Raw genomic sequence first — 17,130 nt, forward strand, 5'->3', positions numbered from 1 at the left:
GATCAGAAAGGCTTGACCACCACCAGGATCACGATGGCGATCAGGAAGAGCACCGGAACCTCATTGAACCAGCGATAGAACACGTGGCCTCGCCGGTTCTCGTCACGAGCGAAGCGCTTGAGCAGCGAGCCGCAGGCATGGTGGTAGCCAATCAGCAGTACCACGACGGTCAACTTGGCGTGCAGCCAGCCCTGGCTCAGCCAGCCCGGGTTGAGATAGAGCATCCAGATGCCGAAAACCAATGTGGCGATCATCGACGGGCCCATGATGCCCCGGTAGAGCTTGCGCTCCATGACCTTGAACCGTTCGCGGCTGGTTTCGTCCTCGGCACAGGCGTGGTAGACGAAAAGGCGCGGCAGGTAGAACAGGCCGGCGAACCAGCAGACGATGGCGATGATGTGCAGGGCCTTGAGCCACAGGTAGAGCATGGGGACGGTTTCCATCAGGCAGATTGCCCGGATAGTAGAGGCTCGACGGGCCGCACGTCACCTCGGCGGTTGGCCCCTGGCCGATGCGGCCTTATTATCGGCAGCTTTCCAATCGGTTCTTTGAGGGGCAAGTGATGGTCAAGGTCGGAATCGTCGGCGGCACGGGCTACACCGGTGTCGAACTGCTGCGTCTGTTGGCTCAGCATCCGCAGGCGGAGGTCGCAGTGATTACCTCGCGATCCGAGGCCGGGGTGAAAGTCGCCGACATGTATCCGAACCTGCGCGGCCACTATGACAACCTCGTGTTCAGCGTACCGGACGTGGCTACCCTGGGTGCTTGCGACGTGGTTTTCTTCGCCACGCCCCATGGTGTCGCCCATGCTCTGGCCGGCGAGCTGCTGGATGCTGGTACTCGCGTAATCGACTTGTCTGCCGACTTCCGTCTGCAGGACGCCGAGGAGTGGGCCAAGTGGTACGGTCAGCCCCATGGCGCTCCGGCCCTGCTGCCGGGAGCCGTCTACGGCCTGCCGGAAGTCAACCGCGAAGCCATCAAAGGCGCGCGCCTGATCGCCGTGCCGGGCTGCTACCCTACGGCCACCCAGCTCGGTTTCATTCCACTGCTGGAGGCCGGTCTCGCCGATACCCACCAATTGATCGCTGACTGCAAGTCCGGCGTCAGTGGTGCGGGTCGCGGTGCGAAGGTGGGCTCGCTGTTCTGCGAAGCGGGCGAGAGCATGATGGCCTACTCGGTGAAGGGGCACCGCCACCTGCCGGAAATCAGCCAGGGCCTACGTCGAGCTGCCGGTGGCCCGGTCGGGCTGACTTTCGTTCCGCACCTGACACCGATGATCCGCGGCATTCATGCCACCCTGTACGCCAACGTCGCGGACAGAGGCGTCGACCTGCAGGCCCTGTTCGAGAAACGTTATGCCAACGAGCCGTTCGTCGATGTGATGCCTGCGGGCAGCCACCCGGAAACCCGCAGCGTGCGCGGTGCCAACGTTTGCCGTATCGCGGTGCATCGTCCCCAGGGTGGCGATCTGGTGGTGGTGCTCTCGGTAATCGACAACCTGGTCAAGGGTGCGTCCGGCCAGGCGGTACAGAACCTGAACATCATGTTCGGCCTGGAAGAGCGCCTGGGCCTGTCCCACGCGGCCATGCTGCCGTGATGCCTCGTGGCGCCGGTGATTCGTGGGCCGGCGCCGCACTTCGATCCATAGACAGGGTCGAATCGCTTAATAGTTGACCAGTTTTCTAGGGTAAGCGGATAATGCGTCGCCCTAGTGCAGTATGGCGGCGTCAAGCCGGGAGAGTTGCAGCATGAGCGTCGAAACCTTCACCCCTTCAGCCCTGATGTTCACCGAGGGCGCGGCCAGCAAGGTGAAGAACCTGATCGATGAAGAGGGCAATCCGCGCCTGAAGCTTCGTGTCTTCGTCACCGGTGGAGGCTGCTCGGGTTTCCAGTACGGCTTCACCTTCGATGAAGACGTGGCGGACGACGACACTATCGTCGAGCGCGACGGCGTCAGCCTGGTGGTCGACCCGATGAGCTTCCAGTACCTGGCGGGTGCCGAGGTGGATTACCAGGAAGGCCTCGAGGGGTCTCGCTTCGTGATCAAGAACCCGAATGCCACCACCACCTGTGGTTGCGGTTCGTCTTTCTCGATCTGATCCTGCGTCCGAACACAGAAACGCCGTGCCCAAGGGCACGGCGTTTTCGTTTGTGCATCAGGCGGGGTAGATTGCGCCGAGGATGCGCAAACCTCTTGCGCCAGTGACGCTGGGGCGATTGGTGGGAATGCCTTCCAGGCAGCAGTGCGCCAGCCAGGCGAAGGCCATCGCTTCGACCCAATCCGGATCCACGCCGAATTCCGCCGTGCTGCAGACGCGGGTACCCGGCAGCAAGGCGGCCAGGCGCAGCATCAGTTGTCGGTTGTGGGCGCCGCCACCGCACACCAGCAGATCATCGGTCTTTGCCTGCGCCGCACGGAGCGCGTCGGTGATGCTGCGGGTCGTGAGTTCCAGAAGGGTGGCTTGCACGTCTTCGGGTTTGAAGATCGGCAGGCGTGCCAGGTGGGATTGCAGCCAGCTCAGGTTGAACAGCTCGCGGCCTGTGCTTTTCGGTCCGCGGGTGGCGAAGAACGCATCGCCGAAGAGTGCGTCCAGCAGGCGCTGCTGTACCGCGCCGGTGGCGGCCCAGTCACCATTTCGGTCGAAACTGTCTCCGCGCTGGAGGTGAATCCAGGCATCCAGCAGCACGTTACCGGGGCCGCAGTCGAATCCGTGAACGGCGTTGCCGGGCTCAATAAGGCTCAGGTTGCTGAAACCGCCTACGTTGAGCACGGCGCGGTGATTGTCCGCATCGCCGAACAGCGACTCGTGGAAGGCCGGAACCAGTGGCGCGCCTTGGCCGCCGGCCGCAACGTCACGCCGACGGAAATCGCCAACCACTGTGATGTTCGTAAGTTCGGCAAGCAGCGCAGGGTTGCCTATCTGGATGGTGAAGCCGCGACCGGGTTCGTGGCGCACGGTCTGGCCGTGGCTTCCGATGGCGCGGATATCCTTCGCTCCCAGATTGTTGCGAACCAGCAGGGCGTTGATCCCAGCTGCGGCCAGTTCAACCCAGCCTTGCTCTGCCAGGGCCGCCCGGGCCAGTTCGTCTGGACCCGATGCGCAAAGTGCCAACAGCTCGTTGCGAAGCGGGCCGGGCATGGGGATGTAGTGAGTATCCAGGAGGGTGATGCCGTCCTTCTGTTCGACCAGGGCGATGTCCAGGCCGTCAAGGCTGGTTCCAGACATCACCCCCAGGTAGCGTGCCATGAGGTCAGCGCTTGTTCAGGGCCAGCATGCTGGCCTTTTCCTGATCCATGCGAGCCATCAACGGCTGGCTCATTTGCAGGAAGCGCTTCTTCTCGCTGGCAATCAGCGGGTCGGCCATCGGCAGCTTCACGCCCAGCGGATCGACATGCACGCCGTTCACCTGGAACTCGTAGTGCAAGTGTGGTCCTGTGGAGAGCCCCGTAGTGCCCACGTAGCCAATGATCTGCCCTTGCTTCACGCTGCCACCGGTGCGGATGCCCTTGGCGAAGCCTTGCATGTGGCCGTAGAGGGTCTTGTACTTGCTGCCGTGCTGGATGATCACCGCGTTGCCATAACCGCCGCGTCGACCTGCCAGAACGATCTTGCCGTCGCCGGTCGCCTTGATGGGAGTGCCACGCGGAGCAGCGTAATCCACACCCTTGTGGGCGCGGATCTTGTTCAGGACTGGATGACGGCGGCCGTTGGAAAAGCGTGAGCTGATGCGGGCAAAGTCGACCGGGGTACGTATGAAGGCCTTGCGCATGGCAGTGCCGTCGCCGCGTAGGTAGCTTGCAGTGCCCTGCTTGTCCACATAGCGGATGGCCGTGAACGTCTTGCCACGGTTGGTGAAGCGTGCGGCGAGGATTTCCCCGCTGCCAACCTTCTTGCCCTCAACCACCTTCTCTTCGTAGACCATTTCGAATTCATCGCCTTCGCGGATGTCGAGTGCGAAATCGATGTCGTAGCCGAAAATATTGGCCAGGTCCATGGTCAAGTCGTGGGAGAGGCCCGCGCGCTTGGCAGAGAGGAACAGGGAGCTGTCGATCACGCCTCGGGCATAGGCCGAGCGCAGATCCGGCTTGATCAGATCACGCTTGAACGCGTAACCCTTGGATGTCTTCTCCAGGTGAACGCTCTCGAGGCCGCTGAGCTTGGTGCTGATCTTCTCGAGCTCACCGTTGGGAGTCAGCTTGAATTCGAAACTCTGGCCAACCTTGAGGCGGCTGAGTAGCTTTGCGTTTTTGCTGCTGTTCAGGACGTCGTGCAGGACGTTCGCGGAAAGGCCGACCTTGGCAAACACCGTGGACAAGGTGTCGCCATTACCCACGGTCACGGTCTTGAGACTGGGATCGGTAGGCGCTTGCTTGGCGGCGAGGTCGCTGGATTCTTGCTTCTTATCCGCGTCTTTTCCGGCGCTGTTGTGGTTCTCGGCTGGGTTCTCGATCTTGGTGAATGGCGAGATACCCTCATCCCCGGTGACGGAAGCCGGTCGAAGGTCGTCCTTCTCCTGAATCACCATCTCCGAGCCGTTTTCCAGCTCCAGGTTGATGTAGGTCTTCTTCGCCTCGACTTCGCGAGACGGGAACACCAGCAGGGCCAGGCTGAGCAGCGCAGCCACACCGCTAGCAGCCAACAAATGGCTCTTCGGGTACGGCGGCGCTTTGGGTACTGAATGCGTCATGGCGTGTGGTGTTTGTTTTGCATTGTGAACTAACTGCCTAAAATATAATCAAAATCCGCCCTAGGCAACCTTGGAGTGCTGCCTTCCGCTGACTGGCATGGTGCTGGGCGCAAAACTTGTAATTAGTTCGCGATCTTGTATGGTTGGTTCCCCTTTGTCTATCGAACGGTCAACGAGTCCTGTCATGAAGTCGGTTGAAGAGCAGCTGGCGCTGATCAAGCGCGGTGCGGAAGAGGTTCTGGTCGAGTCCGAGCTGGTCGAGAAGCTCAAACGTGGCCAGCCACTGCGCATCAAGGCCGGTTTCGATCCGACCGCTCCCGATCTCCACCTGGGGCATACCGTGCTTATTAATAAGCTGCGGCAGTTTCAGGAGCTTGGGCATCAGGTGATCTTCCTGATCGGTGACTTCACCGGGATGATTGGCGATCCCAGTGGCAAGAGCGCTACTCGCCCGCCGCTGACTCGCGAGCAGGTCCTGGATAACGCTGAGACCTACAAGGCTCAGGTATTCAAAATCCTCGACCCGGCGAAGACCGAGGTGGCCTTCAACTCCACCTGGATGGACCAACTGACTCCAGCTGACTTCATTCGCCTGGCGTCGCAGTACACCGTTGCTCGTATGCTCGAGCGTGACGACTTCAATAAGCGCTACAGCACCAATCAGCCCATCGCCATTCATGAGTTCCTCTATCCGCTGGTCCAGGGGTATGACTCTGTAGCGTTGCGTGCCGATGTTGAGCTGGGTGGCACCGATCAGAAATTCAACCTGCTCATGGGGCGTGAGCTGCAGCGCGCCTACGGGCAGGAGTCTCAGTGCATCCTGACCATGCCATTGCTGGAAGGCTTGGATGGCGTGAAGAAGATGTCCAAGTCCCTGGGTAACTACGTGGGTATCCAGGAAGCGCCGGGCGTCATGTACAACAAGCTGGTGTCCATTCCGGACCAGTTGATGTGGCGCTACTTTGAACTGCTGAGCTTCCGTTCCATGGAGGAGATCGAGCAGTTCAAGCGTGACGTTGATGCAGGTTCCAATCCTCGCGATATCAAGATCAAGCTGGCTGAGGAGATCGTGGCTCGCTTCCATGGCGAGGAGGCTGCGGCCACTGCGCACCGTTCTGCGGGCAATCGTATGAAGGAAGGCGAGCTGCCGCTTGACCTGCCGGAGGTGCGGGTGTCTGCATCAGAGGATATGCCAATCGCTTCCGTCCTTAATAAAGCTGGCTTGGTAAAGAACGCGGCAGTCGCTCGTGATCTGCTCGGCTCTGGTGGCGTGCGCGTAGATGGTCAGGTGGTCGATCGTGGTTTCCTGTTCAAGTTGGGTGCTACCCATGTCTGTCAGGCCGGCAAGAAGGCTTTTGCGCGCATCTCGTTGGTTGCAGAGTAAAAAAGTTCGAATAAGTGTTGACGGCAGATTCTGCATCCCTATAATGCGCCCCACTTCCGGCGCAGTTGCCAAGCAAAACTCCTTGTAAATCAATGGGTTGAATGTTTGGTGAAGGTGGCGGGAGGTTCCGCTTCGCAAGATTCGCCGCAGGCGAATGAAGTGGGAGCGGAGGCGTTGACAGCGGGTTTGAACGCTGTAGAATGCGCCTCCCGCTGACGAGAAGAGTGATTCGGATCGGCAGCGCAAGCGGTTGAGTAGAAAAGAAATTTTCGAAAAACAGCTTGACAGGAAGAAGGGCTGCGGTAGAATGCGCGGCCTCGGTTGAGACGAAAGACTTGATCGAAACGCTCTTTAACAACTGAATCAAGCAATTCGTGTGGGTGCTTGTGAGGTAAGCCTGATAGTCAACTGATTATCAGCATCACAAGTAACACTCGTGAATTCGAGAGTTTATTTGCGATTGCTGAGCCAAGTTTAGGGTTTTCTCAAAACCCAAGCAGTATTGAACTGAAGAGTTTGATCATGGCTCAGATTGAACGCTGGCGGCAGGCCTAACACATGCAAGTCGAGCGGCAGCGGGTCCTTCGGGATGCCGGCGAGCGGCGGACGGGTGAGTAATGCCTAGGAATCTGCCTGGTAGTGGGGGATAACGTTCGGAAACGGACGCTAATACCGCATACGTCCTACGGGAGAAAGTGGGGGATCTTCGGACCTCACGCTATCAGATGAGCCTAGGTCGGATTAGCTAGTTGGTGGGGTAATGGCTCACCAAGGCGACGATCCGTAACTGGTCTGAGAGGATGATCAGTCACACTGGAACTGAGACACGGTCCAGACTCCTACGGGAGGCAGCAGTGGGGAATATTGGACAATGGGCGAAAGCCTGATCCAGCCATGCCGCGTGTGTGAAGAAGGTCTTCGGATTGTAAAGCACTTTAAGTTGGGAGGAAGGGCAGTCAGTTAATACCTGGTTGTTTTGACGTTACCAACAGAATAAGCACCGGCTAACTTCGTGCCAGCAGCCGCGGTAATACGAAGGGTGCAAGCGTTAATCGGAATTACTGGGCGTAAAGCGCGCGTAGGTGGTTCAGCAAGTTGGAGGTGAAATCCCCGGGCTCAACCTGGGAACTGCCTCCAAAACTACTGAGCTAGAGTACGGTAGAGGGTAGTGGAATTTCCTGTGTAGCGGTGAAATGCGTAGATATAGGAAGGAACACCAGTGGCGAAGGCGACTACCTGGACTGATACTGACACTGAGGTGCGAAAGCGTGGGGAGCAAACAGGATTAGATACCCTGGTAGTCCACGCCGTAAACGATGTCGACTAGCCGTTGGGATCCTTGAGATCTTAGTGGCGCAGCTAACGCGATAAGTCGACCGCCTGGGGAGTACGGCCGCAAGGTTAAAACTCAAATGAATTGACGGGGGCCCGCACAAGCGGTGGAGCATGTGGTTTAATTCGAAGCAACGCGAAGAACCTTACCTGGCCTTGACATGCTGAGAACTTTCCAGAGATGGATTGGTGCCTTCGGGAACTCAGACACAGGTGCTGCATGGCTGTCGTCAGCTCGTGTCGTGAGATGTTGGGTTAAGTCCCGTAACGAGCGCAACCCTTGTCCTTAGTTACCAGCACGTTATGGTGGGCACTCTAAGGAGACTGCCGGTGACAAACCGGAGGAAGGTGGGGATGACGTCAAGTCATCATGGCCCTTACGGCCAGGGCTACACACGTGCTACAATGGTCGGTACAAAGGGTTGCCAAGCCGCGAGGTGGAGCTAATCCCATAAAACCGATCGTAGTCCGGATCGCAGTCTGCAACTCGACTGCGTGAAGTCGGAATCGCTAGTAATCGTGAATCAGAATGTCACGGTGAATACGTTCCCGGGCCTTGTACACACCGCCCGTCACACCATGGGAGTGGGTTGCTCCAGAAGTAGCTAGTCTAACCGCAAGGGGGACGGTTACCACGGAGTGATTCATGACTGGGGTGAAGTCGTAACAAGGTAGCCGTAGGGGAACCTGCGGCTGGATCACCTCCTTAATCGAAGACATCAGCTTCTTCATAAGTTCCCACACGAATTGCTTGATTCAATTGCGAAGGCGATTGGGTCTGTAGCTCAGTTGGTTAGAGCGCACCCCTGATAAGGGTGAGGTCGGCAGTTCGAATCTGCCCAGACCCACCAATTGTCGCGGGGTCGACTGACCGCTGGACATTGGGGCCATAGCTCAGCTGGGAGAGCGCCTGCTTTGCACGCAGGAGGTCAGGAGTTCGATCCTCCTTGGCTCCACCATCTCCAGGCTGACCAAGAGCTCAGAATTGAATATCCGTTGTGGGATATTGAATTCTGGACTTTGTTTCAGAATCGTTCTTTAAAAATTCGGGTATGTGATAGAAGTGACTTGTTGAGTGTTTCACTGCACTCAATGATTCAAGGTAAAATTTGCGAGTTCAAGCGCGAATTTTCGGCGAATGTCGTCTTCACCGCCATGCTCACAGGCAGATTGCTTGGGGTTATATGGTCAAGTGAAGAAGCGCATACGGTGGATGCCTTGGCAGTCAGAGGCGATGAAAGACGTGGTAGCCTGCGATAAGCTTCGGGGAGTCGGCAAACAGACTTTGATCCGGAGATCTCTGAATGGGGGAACCCACCTAGGATAACCTAGGTATCTTGTACTGAATCCATAGGTGCAAGAGGCGAACCAGGGGAACTGAAACATCTAAGTACCCTGAGGAATAGAAATCAACCGAGATTCCCTTAGTAGTGGCGAGCGAACGGGGATTAGCCCTTAAGCTTCTTGGATTTTAGCGGAACGCTCTGGAAAGTGCGGCCATAGTGGGTGATAGCCCCGTACGCGAAAGGGTCCAGGAAGTGAAATCGAGTAGGACGGAGCACGTGAAACTTTGTCTGAATATGGGGGGACCATCCTCCAAGGCTAAATACTACTGACTGACCGATAGTGAACCAGTACCGTGAGGGAAAGGCGAAAAGAACCCCGGAGAGGGGAGTGAAATAGAACCTGAAACCGTATGCGTACAAGCAGTGGGAGCCTACATTGTTAGGTGACTGCGTACCTTTTGTATAATGGGTCAGCGACTTATATTCAGTGGCGAGCTTAACCGAATAGGGGAGGCGTAGCGAAAGCGAGTCTTAATAGGGCGTTTAGTCGCTGGGTATAGACCCGAAACCGGGCGATCTATCCATGGGCAGGTTGAAGGTTAGGTAACACTGACTGGAGGACCGAACCGACTACCGTTGAAAAGTTAGCGGATGACCTGTGGATCGGAGTGAAAGGCTAATCAAGCTCGGAGATAGCTGGTTCTCCTCGAAAGCTATTTAGGTAGCGCCTCACGTATCACTCCAGGGGGTAGAGCACTGTTTCGGCTAGGGGGTCATCCCGACTTACCAAACCGATGCAAACTCCGAATACCTGGAAGTGTCAGCGTGGGAGACACACGGCGGGTGCTAACGTCCGTCGTGAAAAGGGAAACAACCCAGACCGTCAGCTAAGGTCCCAAAGTTCTAGTTAAGTGGGAAACGATGTGGGAAGGCTTAGACAGCTAGGAGGTTGGCTTAGAAGCAGCCACCCTTTAAAGAAAGCGTAATAGCTCACTAGTCGAGTCGGCCTGCGCGGAAGATGTAACGGGGCTCAAACTAGACACCGAAGCTACGGGTTCGTCGTAAGACGAGCGGTAGAGGAGCGTTCTGTAAGCCTGTGAAGGTGAGTTGAGAAGCTTGCTGGAGGTATCAGAAGTGCGAATGCTGACATGAGTAACGACAATGCGAGTGAAAAACTCGCACGCCGAAAGACCAAGGGTTCCTGCGCAACGTTAATCGACGCAGGGTGAGTCGGCCCCTAAGGCGAGGCAGAAATGCGTAGTCGATGGGAAGCGGGTTAATATTCCCGCACTTCTAGTTACTGCGATGGAGGGACGGAGAAGGCTAGGCCAGCTTGGCGTTGGTTGTCCAAGTTTAAGGTGGTAGGCCGAACACTTAGGCAAATCCGGGTGTTCAAGGCCGAGAGCTGATGACGAGTGTTCTTTTAGAACACGAAGTGGTTGATGCCATGCTTCCAGGAAAAGCTTCTAAGCTTCAGGTAACTAGGAACCGTACCCCAAACCGACACAGGTGGTTGGGTAGAGAATACCAAGGCGCTTGAGAGAACTCGGGTGAAGGAACTAGGCAAAATGGCACCGTAACTTCGGGAGAAGGTGCGCCGGTGAGGGTGAAGCATTTACTGCGTAAGCCCATGCCGGTCGAAGATACCAGGCCGCTGCGACTGTTTATTAAAAACACAGCACTCTGCAAACACGAAAGTGGACGTATAGGGTGTGACGCCTGCCCGGTGCCGGAAGGTTAATTGATGGGGTTAGCGCAAGCGAAGCTCTTGATCGAAGCCCCGGTAAACGGCGGCCGTAACTATAACGGTCCTAAGGTAGCGAAATTCCTTGTCGGGTAAGTTCCGACCTGCACGAATGGCGTAACGATGGCGGCGCTGTCTCCACCCGAGACTCAGTGAAATTGAAATCGCTGTGAAGATGCAGTGTATCCGCGGCTAGACGGAAAGACCCCGTGAACCTTTACTGTAGCTTTGCACTGGACTTTGAGCCTGCTTGTGTAGGATAGGTGGGAGGCTGTGAAGCGAGGACGCCAGTTCTCGTGGAGCCATCCTTGAAATACCACCCTGGCATGCTTGAGGTTCTAACTCTGGTCCGTCATCCGGATCGAGGACAGTGTATGGTGGGCAGTTTGACTGGGGCGGTCTCCTCCTAAAGAGTAACGGAGGAGTACGAAGGTGCGCTCAGACCGGTCGGAAATCGGTCGTAGAGTATAAAGGCAAAAGCGCGCTTGACTGCGAGACAGACACGTCGAGCAGGTACGAAAGTAGGTCTTAGTGATCCGGTGGTTCTGTATGGAAGGGCCATCGCTCAACGGATAAAAGGTACTCCGGGGATAACAGGCTGATACCGCCCAAGAGTTCATATCGACGGCGGTGTTTGGCACCTCGATGTCGGCTCATCACATCCTGGGGCTGAAGCCGGTCCCAAGGGTATGGCTGTTCGCCATTTAAAGTGGTACGCGAGCTGGGTTTAGAACGTCGTGAGACAGTTCGGTCCCTATCTGCCGTGGACGTTTGAGATTTGAGAGGGGCTGCTCCTAGTACGAGAGGACCGGAGTGGACGAACCTCTGGTGTTCCGGTTGTCACGCCAGTGGCATTGCCGGGTAGCTATGTTCGGAAGAGATAACCGCTGAAAGCATCTAAGCGGGAAACTCGCCTCAAGATGAGATCTCACTGGGATCTTGAATCCCCTGAAGGGCCGTCGAAGACTACGACGTTGATAGGTGGGGTGTGTAAGCGCTGTGAGGCGTTGAGCTAACCCATACTAATTGCCCGTGAGGCTTGACCATATAACACCCAAACAATCTGGTGATTGTGGGTGCGATGGGTGAAGTCGACAGACCGAAAATTGGCCTGAACCGCAAAACCAGACTGTCACATACCTGATTCGGGATCGCGTCTCGCGACGAGATCCCTACCGAATTGCTTGACGACCATAGAGCGTTGGAACCACCTGATCCCATCCCGAACTCAGCAGTGAAACGACGCATCGCCGATGGTAGTGTGGAGCTTCTCCATGTGAGAGTAGGTCATCGTCAAGCTTCTATCCCAAACCCCCGATCCGCTCACGCGGTTCGGGGGTTTGTCTTTGTGCGCGGAAAAGCTCGGGTCTTTTTTGCTGGGGGCAGAGACCGGTAGCGTTTCTATGCAACCTGAGTGTGCATCGATATGATGCCTGCCTCATTGTGAGCCGGACCCGGCATATGCTGACACTATTGAATCTTCTGCAGGATGGGCGATTCCATTCTGGCCAGGCACTTGGTGCTGCCCTTGGTGTGAGCAGAAGTGCTGTCTGGAAGCAGCTGCAACAATTGGAGGCGGACCTTAACCTGCCGATCTACAAAGTTCGTGGTCGTGGTTATCGACTGCAGGCACCTCTGAGCCTGCTCGATTACGCTTCCGTGAATGAAGCGGAGGCTCCCTGGCCGTGTCAGGTGTTCGACTCGCTGGATTCCACTAATGCGGAAGTCATGAGGCTTTTGGCCTCGGGGGGCGTTCCTCCGTTTGCGGTTACTGCAGAGCGGCAAACGGACGGCCGAGGTCGAAGAGGGCGTCGTTGGGTCAGTCCTTACGCTCAGAATCTCTACTACAGCCTTGCCCTTCGCATAGAGGGTGGTGCCCGGCAGCTCGAGGGGCTGAGCCTGGTCGTGGGACTTGCGGTCCTGAGCGTGCTTCGTTCATTTGGGCTGGACGCAGTTGGCCTCAAGTGGCCGAACGATCTCCTGGTCAACAATCAAAAGATTGCGGGTATTCTCCTGGAACTTGTTGGTGATCCAGCAGATATCTGTCACGTAGTCATCGGGATTGGCATCAACGTCAATATGCAGCAGTCGGTCGAGCAAATTGAGCAGCCGTGGACTTCCATGCAGCGGGAGTCTGGCGGGCTGGTCGATAGGAGTGCATTGGTTGTCCGGCTGGGTCAGTGTCTCAATGACTACCTTGAGCGGCATAGACGACAAGGATTTGCGACTTTGCGTGAGGAGTGGGAGGCTGGTCATCTTTGGCAGGGGCGGTCGGTCAATCTAATCGCAGGAGTGCAGCGGATCCAAGGGCGGGTTCTTGGGATCGATGAGACTGGCGCCTTGCGCCTTGATATCGACGGGGAAGAACGAGCTTACAGTGGTGGCGAGCTCAGTTTGAGGTTGAGTGATGATTCTTGAGCTTGACTGTGGCAATAGCTTTATCAAATGGCGAGTCATCGATAGTTCGCAGGTAGTTGTCCTTGCGGGTGGCGTGGTTGGGTCGGACGAAGAGCTGATTTCTGCGTTGCGGGGGGTGGACGGTCTTGCGCTTCGCAATTGTCGATTGGTCAGTGTCCGCTCTGACGACGAGACACGTTCTTTGACGGCGCGATTGCGAAACGCATTTGGGGTGCATTGTGTCTGTGCTGCGCCGGCCCTACATATGGGGGGGGTGCGTAACGGCTACTCTGAGTACCAGCGTTTGGGCTTGGATCGCTGGCTGGCAGTGTTGGGTGCCTACAATATCGCTCATAAGCCTTGCTTGGTACTGGATCTCGGGACTGCGGTGACGTCAGATCTGGTTACTGCCAGTGGCGAGCATCTTGGTGGGTTTATCTGCCCTGGTATGCCGCTGATGCGTAACCAGTTGCGTACTCATACTCGCCGCATTCGCTATGACGATGAGGCTGCAGAGAAGGCGCTACTTGATATGGCGCCTGGGCGTTCGACAGTTGAAGCGGTCGAGCGGGGTTGTCTTCTCATGTTGCGTGGGTTTGTCCTGGCGCAGGTCGCCCTGGCGGCGGAGCATTTGGGCGAAGACTTTGAGGTATTCCTCACGGGTGGCGATGCGCTCCTTGTTCGTGACGTGCTGCCGCGGGCAAGGGTGCTGCCAGACTTGGTATTTGCTGGCCTGGCAATCGCCTGTCCATTGCGTTGAGGTTGATTCATGCGTTGGTTGTTCCTGTTCCTCCTTGTCCTCAATCTTTTCTACTACGTGTGGCACCAGCAGCAGGCCCCGCTGCGGCCGAAGGAAGTCGAGACACTGTCGCTCTATAAGGGCGGGCAGCAGGATATTCGGTTGCTGAGTGAGTCTGGCGGTGGTCAGCCGCGTCGAAACGTTGCGCCTTCGGTGCCGGCGGAGCCCGCTGTGTGCTTATTTCTGGGGGGCTTTGAGCGGGAGGAACAGGCCAGGGAAGTGGAGCAGCGCCTGATCAGTCTCGATGTACGTGCGACGGTTCAGCCCGTCGATGCTGCGGCGGGCACTGATTATTGGGTGTACCTCGCACCACTCGCATCGCGGGAGGCGTCATTGCGCCAACTGAAGGAACTGCAGGCACGGAGAATTGACAGCTACATCGTGACCCAGGGGGATCTCGTAAATGGCATCTCGCTAGGTATCTTCCCGCGTCTCGATTCTGCGGAAAGTGTTATGCAGCGTTTGCGCGACTCCGGTTATGAGCCATTCATGCGTGAATTGTCCCGTGCGCACAGGGATTACTGGGTTCGTGTGGCCCCTGAAAGTCGTCGTCTGGTTGATGATTTGCTGCTCGAACAGCTGTCTCGGGATTTTTCAGGTTTAAAACATCAACTTATCTCGTGCGAAGGTGTTGCATCCCCTCGTTAGCTTGAATAGAATGGCGCCCGCTTCGCAGGGTGGCCCGAAAGGTGGAACTGCGGAGTTGCTGTCAAATGAAGCTAACCTCAAGATTTTAATGAGAAAAAGCTTGACAGTAGGGTGGCAGAAGAAGAGAATGCCGCCTCCCTTGGAGGGATTCCCGAGCGGCCAAAGGGATCAGACTGTAAATCTGACGTCATAGACTTCGAAGGTTCGAATCCTTCTCCCTCCACCAGATTCAAGGCGAGAGCTGCAGGCTCCGCGGGTATAGTTCAGTGGTAGAACCTCAGCCTTCCAAGCTGATGATGCGGGTTCGATTCCCGCTACCCGCTCCAGGTTTGCTGTTTTCGTAATGTGTTTGGCTCATGTAGCTCAGCTGGTAGAGCACACCCTTGGTAAGGGTGAGGTCAGCGGTTCAAATCCGCTCATGAGCTCCATCTCAACAAAGGCAGATATGAAAATATCTGCCTTTGTTTTAATGGTGGCGTGACTCGCTCAATTTTTGATGGGAGACGTTCTCGATGGCTAAAGAAAAGTTCGAACGTAACAAACCGCACGTCAACGTTGGCACCATCGGTCACGTTGACCATGGCAAGACCACTCTGACTGCTGCTCTGACCAAGGTCTGCTCCGAGACCTGGGGCGGTTCCGCTCGTGCGTTCGACCAGATCGACAACGCGCCGGAAGAGAAGGCTCGCGGTATCACCATCAACACTTCCCACGTTGAGTACGATTCCGCTGTTCGTCACTACGCTCACGTTGACTGCCCTGGTCACGCTGACTATGTGAAGAACATGATCACTGGTGCTGCCCAGATGGACGGCGCGATCCTGGTTTGCTCTGCTGCTGACGGCCCCATGCCGCAGACTCGCGAGCACATCCTGCTGTCCCGTCAGGTAGGTGTTCCCTACATCGTCGTGTTCCTGAACAAGGCCGACATGGTTGACGATGCTGAGCTGCTGGAACTGGTCGAGATGGAAGTTCGCGACCTGCTGAACACCTACGACTTCCCGGGCGACGACACTCCGATCGTGATCGGTTCCGCTCTGATGGCCCTGGAAGGCAAGGACGACAACGAAATCGGCGTTTCCGCCGTTCGTAAGCTGGTTGAGACCCTGGACTCCTACATTCCGGAGCCGGTACGTGCCATTGACCAGCCGTTCCTGATGCCGATCGAAGACGTGTTCTCCATCTCCGGCCGCGGCACCGTGGTAACCGGTCGTGTTGAGCGTGGCATCGTCAAGGTTCAGGAAGAAGTGGAAATCGTCGGTATCCGTGCGACCACCAAGACCACCTGCACCGGCGTTGAAATGTTCCGCAAGCTGCTCGACGAAGGTCGTGCTGGTGAGAACGTTGGCGTCCTGCTGCGCGGCACCAAGCGTGACGACGTAGAGCGTGGTCAGGTTCTGGCCAAGCCGGGCACCATCAAGCCGCACACCAAGTTCGAGTGCGAAGTGTACGTGCTGTCCAAGGAAGAAGGCGGTCGTCACACTCCGTTCTTCAAGGGCTACCGTCCGCAGTTCTACTTCCGGACCACTGACGTGACCGGTAACTGCGAACTGCCGGAAGGTGTCGAGATGGTAATGCCGGGCGACAACGTCAAGATGGTTGTTACCCTGATCGCTCCGATCGCCATGGAAGATGGCCTGCGCTTCGCGATCCGCGAAGGCGGTCGTACCGTTGGCGCCGGCGTGGTTGCCAAGATCTTCGAATAACGACTTGATCTTGGTGTGTCGGGCCGGCATAATGGTCGGCCTGACTTTGTTACAGGCCAGTAGCTCAATTGGCAGAGCGGCGGTCTCCAAAACCGCAGGTTGGGGGTTCGATTCCCTCCTGGCCTGCCAGATTCCAAGAACGAGAATCTGGCATTTCTCTCACAGGATCCTAGCTGATGAATGCCAAGGCTGAAGCCAAAGAAGCGCGCTTCGATGTTGTGAAGTGGGTCGTTGTGGTGGCTCTTGTTGCTGTTGGCGTGATTGGCAATCAGTACTTCTCTGCTGAGCCGATCCTGTATCGCGTGCTTGCGCTTCTCGCTCTTGCGGCTGCGGCTGCGGCTGTGGCGCTGCGGACCGCCAAGGGGCAGGCCTTCTTTGTTCTTGCAAAGGAGGCTCGTGCAGAGATTCGCAAGGTTGTGTGGCCGACTCGTCAGGAAACCACTCAGACCACGCTTGTTGTCGTGGCTGTCGTGCTGGTTATGGCGCTGCTGTTGTGGGGGCTTGATACCCTGCTCGGCTGGCTTGTTTCGTTGATTGTTGGTTAATAGGTGCGCCGTGGCTAAGCGTTGGTACGTTGTGCATGCTTACTCAGGTTACGAGAAGCATGTCATGCGCTCGCTCATCGAGCGCGTCAAGCTTGCCGGCATGGAAGATGAGTTCGGCGAGATTCTGGTTCCCACCGAAGAAGTGGTGGAAATGCGTAATGGCCAGAAGCGCAAGAGCGAACGCAAGTTCTTCCCTGGCTATGTGCTGGTTCAGATGGAGATGAACGAGGCGACTTGGCACTTGATCAAGGATACGCCGCGTGTCATGGGCTTTATCGGTGGTACTGCCGATAGGCCTGCTCCTATCACTGAGAAAGAGGCTGAGGCTATTCTGCGTCGCGTTGCCGATAGTGGTGACAAGCCGAAGCCGAAGACCCTGTTTGAGCCGGGTGAGACTGTCCGTGTTGTTGATGGTCCGTTTGCCGATTTCAATGGTGTCGTCGAAGAGGTCAATTACGAGAAGAGCCGGATCCAGGTGGCCGTGCTCATCTTCGGCCGCTCTACCCCGGTAGAGCTGGAGTTCAGTCAGGTCGAGAAGGCTTAACTGACAATGGCATCCCAACCCCGCAGCCCTAGGTTGCGGGGTTTTGTCGTCACTGG

The 17,130-nt window shown here is 56.8% G+C and carries 12 protein-coding genes, 6 tRNA genes and 3 rRNA genes; 18 read left to right on the forward strand and 3 right to left on the reverse strand.

Translation table 11 applies throughout. The annotated features are described in order from the left end of the window. Positions 1-2: 2 nt before the first annotated feature. Positions 3-428: a protoporphyrinogen oxidase HemJ gene (gene hemJ / locus THL1_RS03365; RefSeq protein WP_069081953.1), complete on the reverse strand. Its 426-nt coding sequence runs from the start codon at positions 426-428 to the stop codon at positions 3-5. A gap of 134 nt (positions 429-562) precedes the next feature. On the opposite strand from hemJ, the gene argC reads away from it, so the two are divergent. Both argC and erpA read left to right on the forward strand, forming a co-directional pair. Continuing rightward, positions 563-1,597: an N-acetyl-gamma-glutamyl-phosphate reductase gene (gene argC, locus THL1_RS03370; RefSeq protein WP_069081954.1), complete on the forward strand. Its 1,035-nt coding sequence runs from the start codon at positions 563-565 to the stop codon at positions 1,595-1,597. Between the two features lie 151 nt (positions 1,598-1,748). Beyond that, positions 1,749-2,099: an iron-sulfur cluster insertion protein ErpA gene (erpA, locus tag THL1_RS03375; protein WP_028631048.1), complete on the forward strand. Its 351-nt coding sequence runs from the start codon at positions 1,749-1,751 to the stop codon at positions 2,097-2,099. Between the two features lie 57 nt (positions 2,100-2,156). Here the strand turns inward: erpA and THL1_RS03380 are convergent, their stop codons facing one another. Both THL1_RS03380 and THL1_RS03385 read right to left on the reverse strand, forming a co-directional pair. Next, a complete protein-coding gene (locus tag THL1_RS03380; protein ID WP_069081955.1) occupies positions 2,157-3,248 on the reverse strand; it encodes an anhydro-N-acetylmuramic acid kinase in 1,092 nt (363 codons plus the stop codon). 4 nt (positions 3,249-3,252) lie between these two features. Beyond that, positions 3,253-4,689: a peptidoglycan DD-metalloendopeptidase family protein gene (locus tag THL1_RS03385; protein ID WP_069081956.1), complete on the reverse strand. Its 1,437-nt coding sequence runs from the start codon at positions 4,687-4,689 to the stop codon at positions 3,253-3,255. A gap of 184 nt (positions 4,690-4,873) precedes the next feature. On the opposite strand from THL1_RS03385, the gene tyrS reads away from it, so the two are divergent. From tyrS to nusG, 16 genes are all read left to right on the forward strand, one after another. Next, complete coding sequence (tyrS, locus tag THL1_RS03390) at positions 4,874-6,073, forward strand: tyrosine--tRNA ligase (RefSeq protein ID WP_069081957.1); 1,200 nt, start codon at positions 4,874-4,876, stop codon at positions 6,071-6,073. 504 nt (positions 6,074-6,577) lie between these two features. Next, positions 6,578-8,114, forward strand: a 16S ribosomal RNA gene (locus THL1_RS03395). Between the two features lie 65 nt (positions 8,115-8,179). Then, a tRNA-Ile gene (locus tag THL1_RS03400) sits at positions 8,180-8,256 on the forward strand. Between the two features lie 32 nt (positions 8,257-8,288). Then, positions 8,289-8,364, forward strand: a tRNA-Ala gene (locus THL1_RS03405). Positions 8,365-8,591: 227 nt separating this feature from the next. Continuing rightward, positions 8,592-11,482: ribosomal RNA gene (locus THL1_RS03410) — 23S ribosomal RNA — on the forward strand. 136 nt (positions 11,483-11,618) lie between these two features. After that, a 5S ribosomal RNA gene (gene rrf, locus THL1_RS03415) occupies positions 11,619-11,734 on the forward strand. The 16S, 23S and 5S rRNA genes sit together here with 2 tRNA genes alongside, the layout of an rRNA operon. A 162-nt stretch (positions 11,735-11,896) precedes the next feature. After that, positions 11,897-12,853, forward strand: coding sequence for a bifunctional biotin--[acetyl-CoA-carboxylase] ligase/biotin operon repressor BirA (birA, locus tag THL1_RS03420; RefSeq protein ID WP_069081958.1), 957 nt, complete (start codon positions 11,897-11,899; stop codon positions 12,851-12,853). Continuing rightward, positions 12,843-13,592: a pantothenate kinase gene (locus THL1_RS03425; RefSeq protein WP_069081959.1), complete on the forward strand. Its 750-nt coding sequence runs from the start codon at positions 12,843-12,845 to the stop codon at positions 13,590-13,592. Before birA ends, THL1_RS03425 begins: the two co-directional genes overlap by 11 nt. A 9-nt stretch (positions 13,593-13,601) precedes the next feature. Further along, a complete protein-coding gene (locus THL1_RS03430; protein ID WP_069081960.1) occupies positions 13,602-14,279 on the forward strand; it encodes an SPOR domain-containing protein in 678 nt (225 codons plus the stop codon). 141 nt (positions 14,280-14,420) lie between these two features. Continuing rightward, a tRNA-Tyr gene (locus THL1_RS03435) sits at positions 14,421-14,505 on the forward strand. A 26-nt stretch (positions 14,506-14,531) separates the two neighbouring features. Further along, positions 14,532-14,605 (forward strand) — tRNA-Gly (locus THL1_RS03440). Positions 14,606-14,631: 26 nt separating this feature from the next. Next, positions 14,632-14,707: transfer RNA gene (locus THL1_RS03445), tRNA-Thr, on the forward strand. Positions 14,708-14,791: 84 nt separating this feature from the next. Further along, entirely contained in the window at positions 14,792-15,985 is a 1,194-nt protein-coding gene (gene tuf, locus THL1_RS03450) for an elongation factor Tu (protein WP_069081961.1), read from the forward strand. A gap of 53 nt (positions 15,986-16,038) precedes the next feature. Then, positions 16,039-16,114, forward strand: a tRNA-Trp gene (locus THL1_RS03455). 47 nt (positions 16,115-16,161) lie between these two features. Beyond that, positions 16,162-16,530 (forward strand): preprotein translocase subunit SecE, encoded by a 369-nt coding sequence (gene secE / locus THL1_RS03460; protein ID WP_069081962.1) that lies wholly within the window; start codon positions 16,162-16,164, stop codon positions 16,528-16,530. A gap of 10 nt (positions 16,531-16,540) precedes the next feature. Next, positions 16,541-17,074: a transcription termination/antitermination protein NusG gene (gene nusG, locus THL1_RS03465; RefSeq protein ID WP_069081963.1), complete on the forward strand. Its 534-nt coding sequence runs from the start codon at positions 16,541-16,543 to the stop codon at positions 17,072-17,074. The last annotated feature ends 56 nt before the right edge of the window (positions 17,075-17,130 follow it).

Origin of the sequence: Pseudomonas sp. TCU-HL1 (assembly GCF_001708505.1) — a bacterium.
Taxonomy (GTDB): Bacteria; Pseudomonadota; Gammaproteobacteria; order Pseudomonadales; family Pseudomonadaceae; genus Metapseudomonas.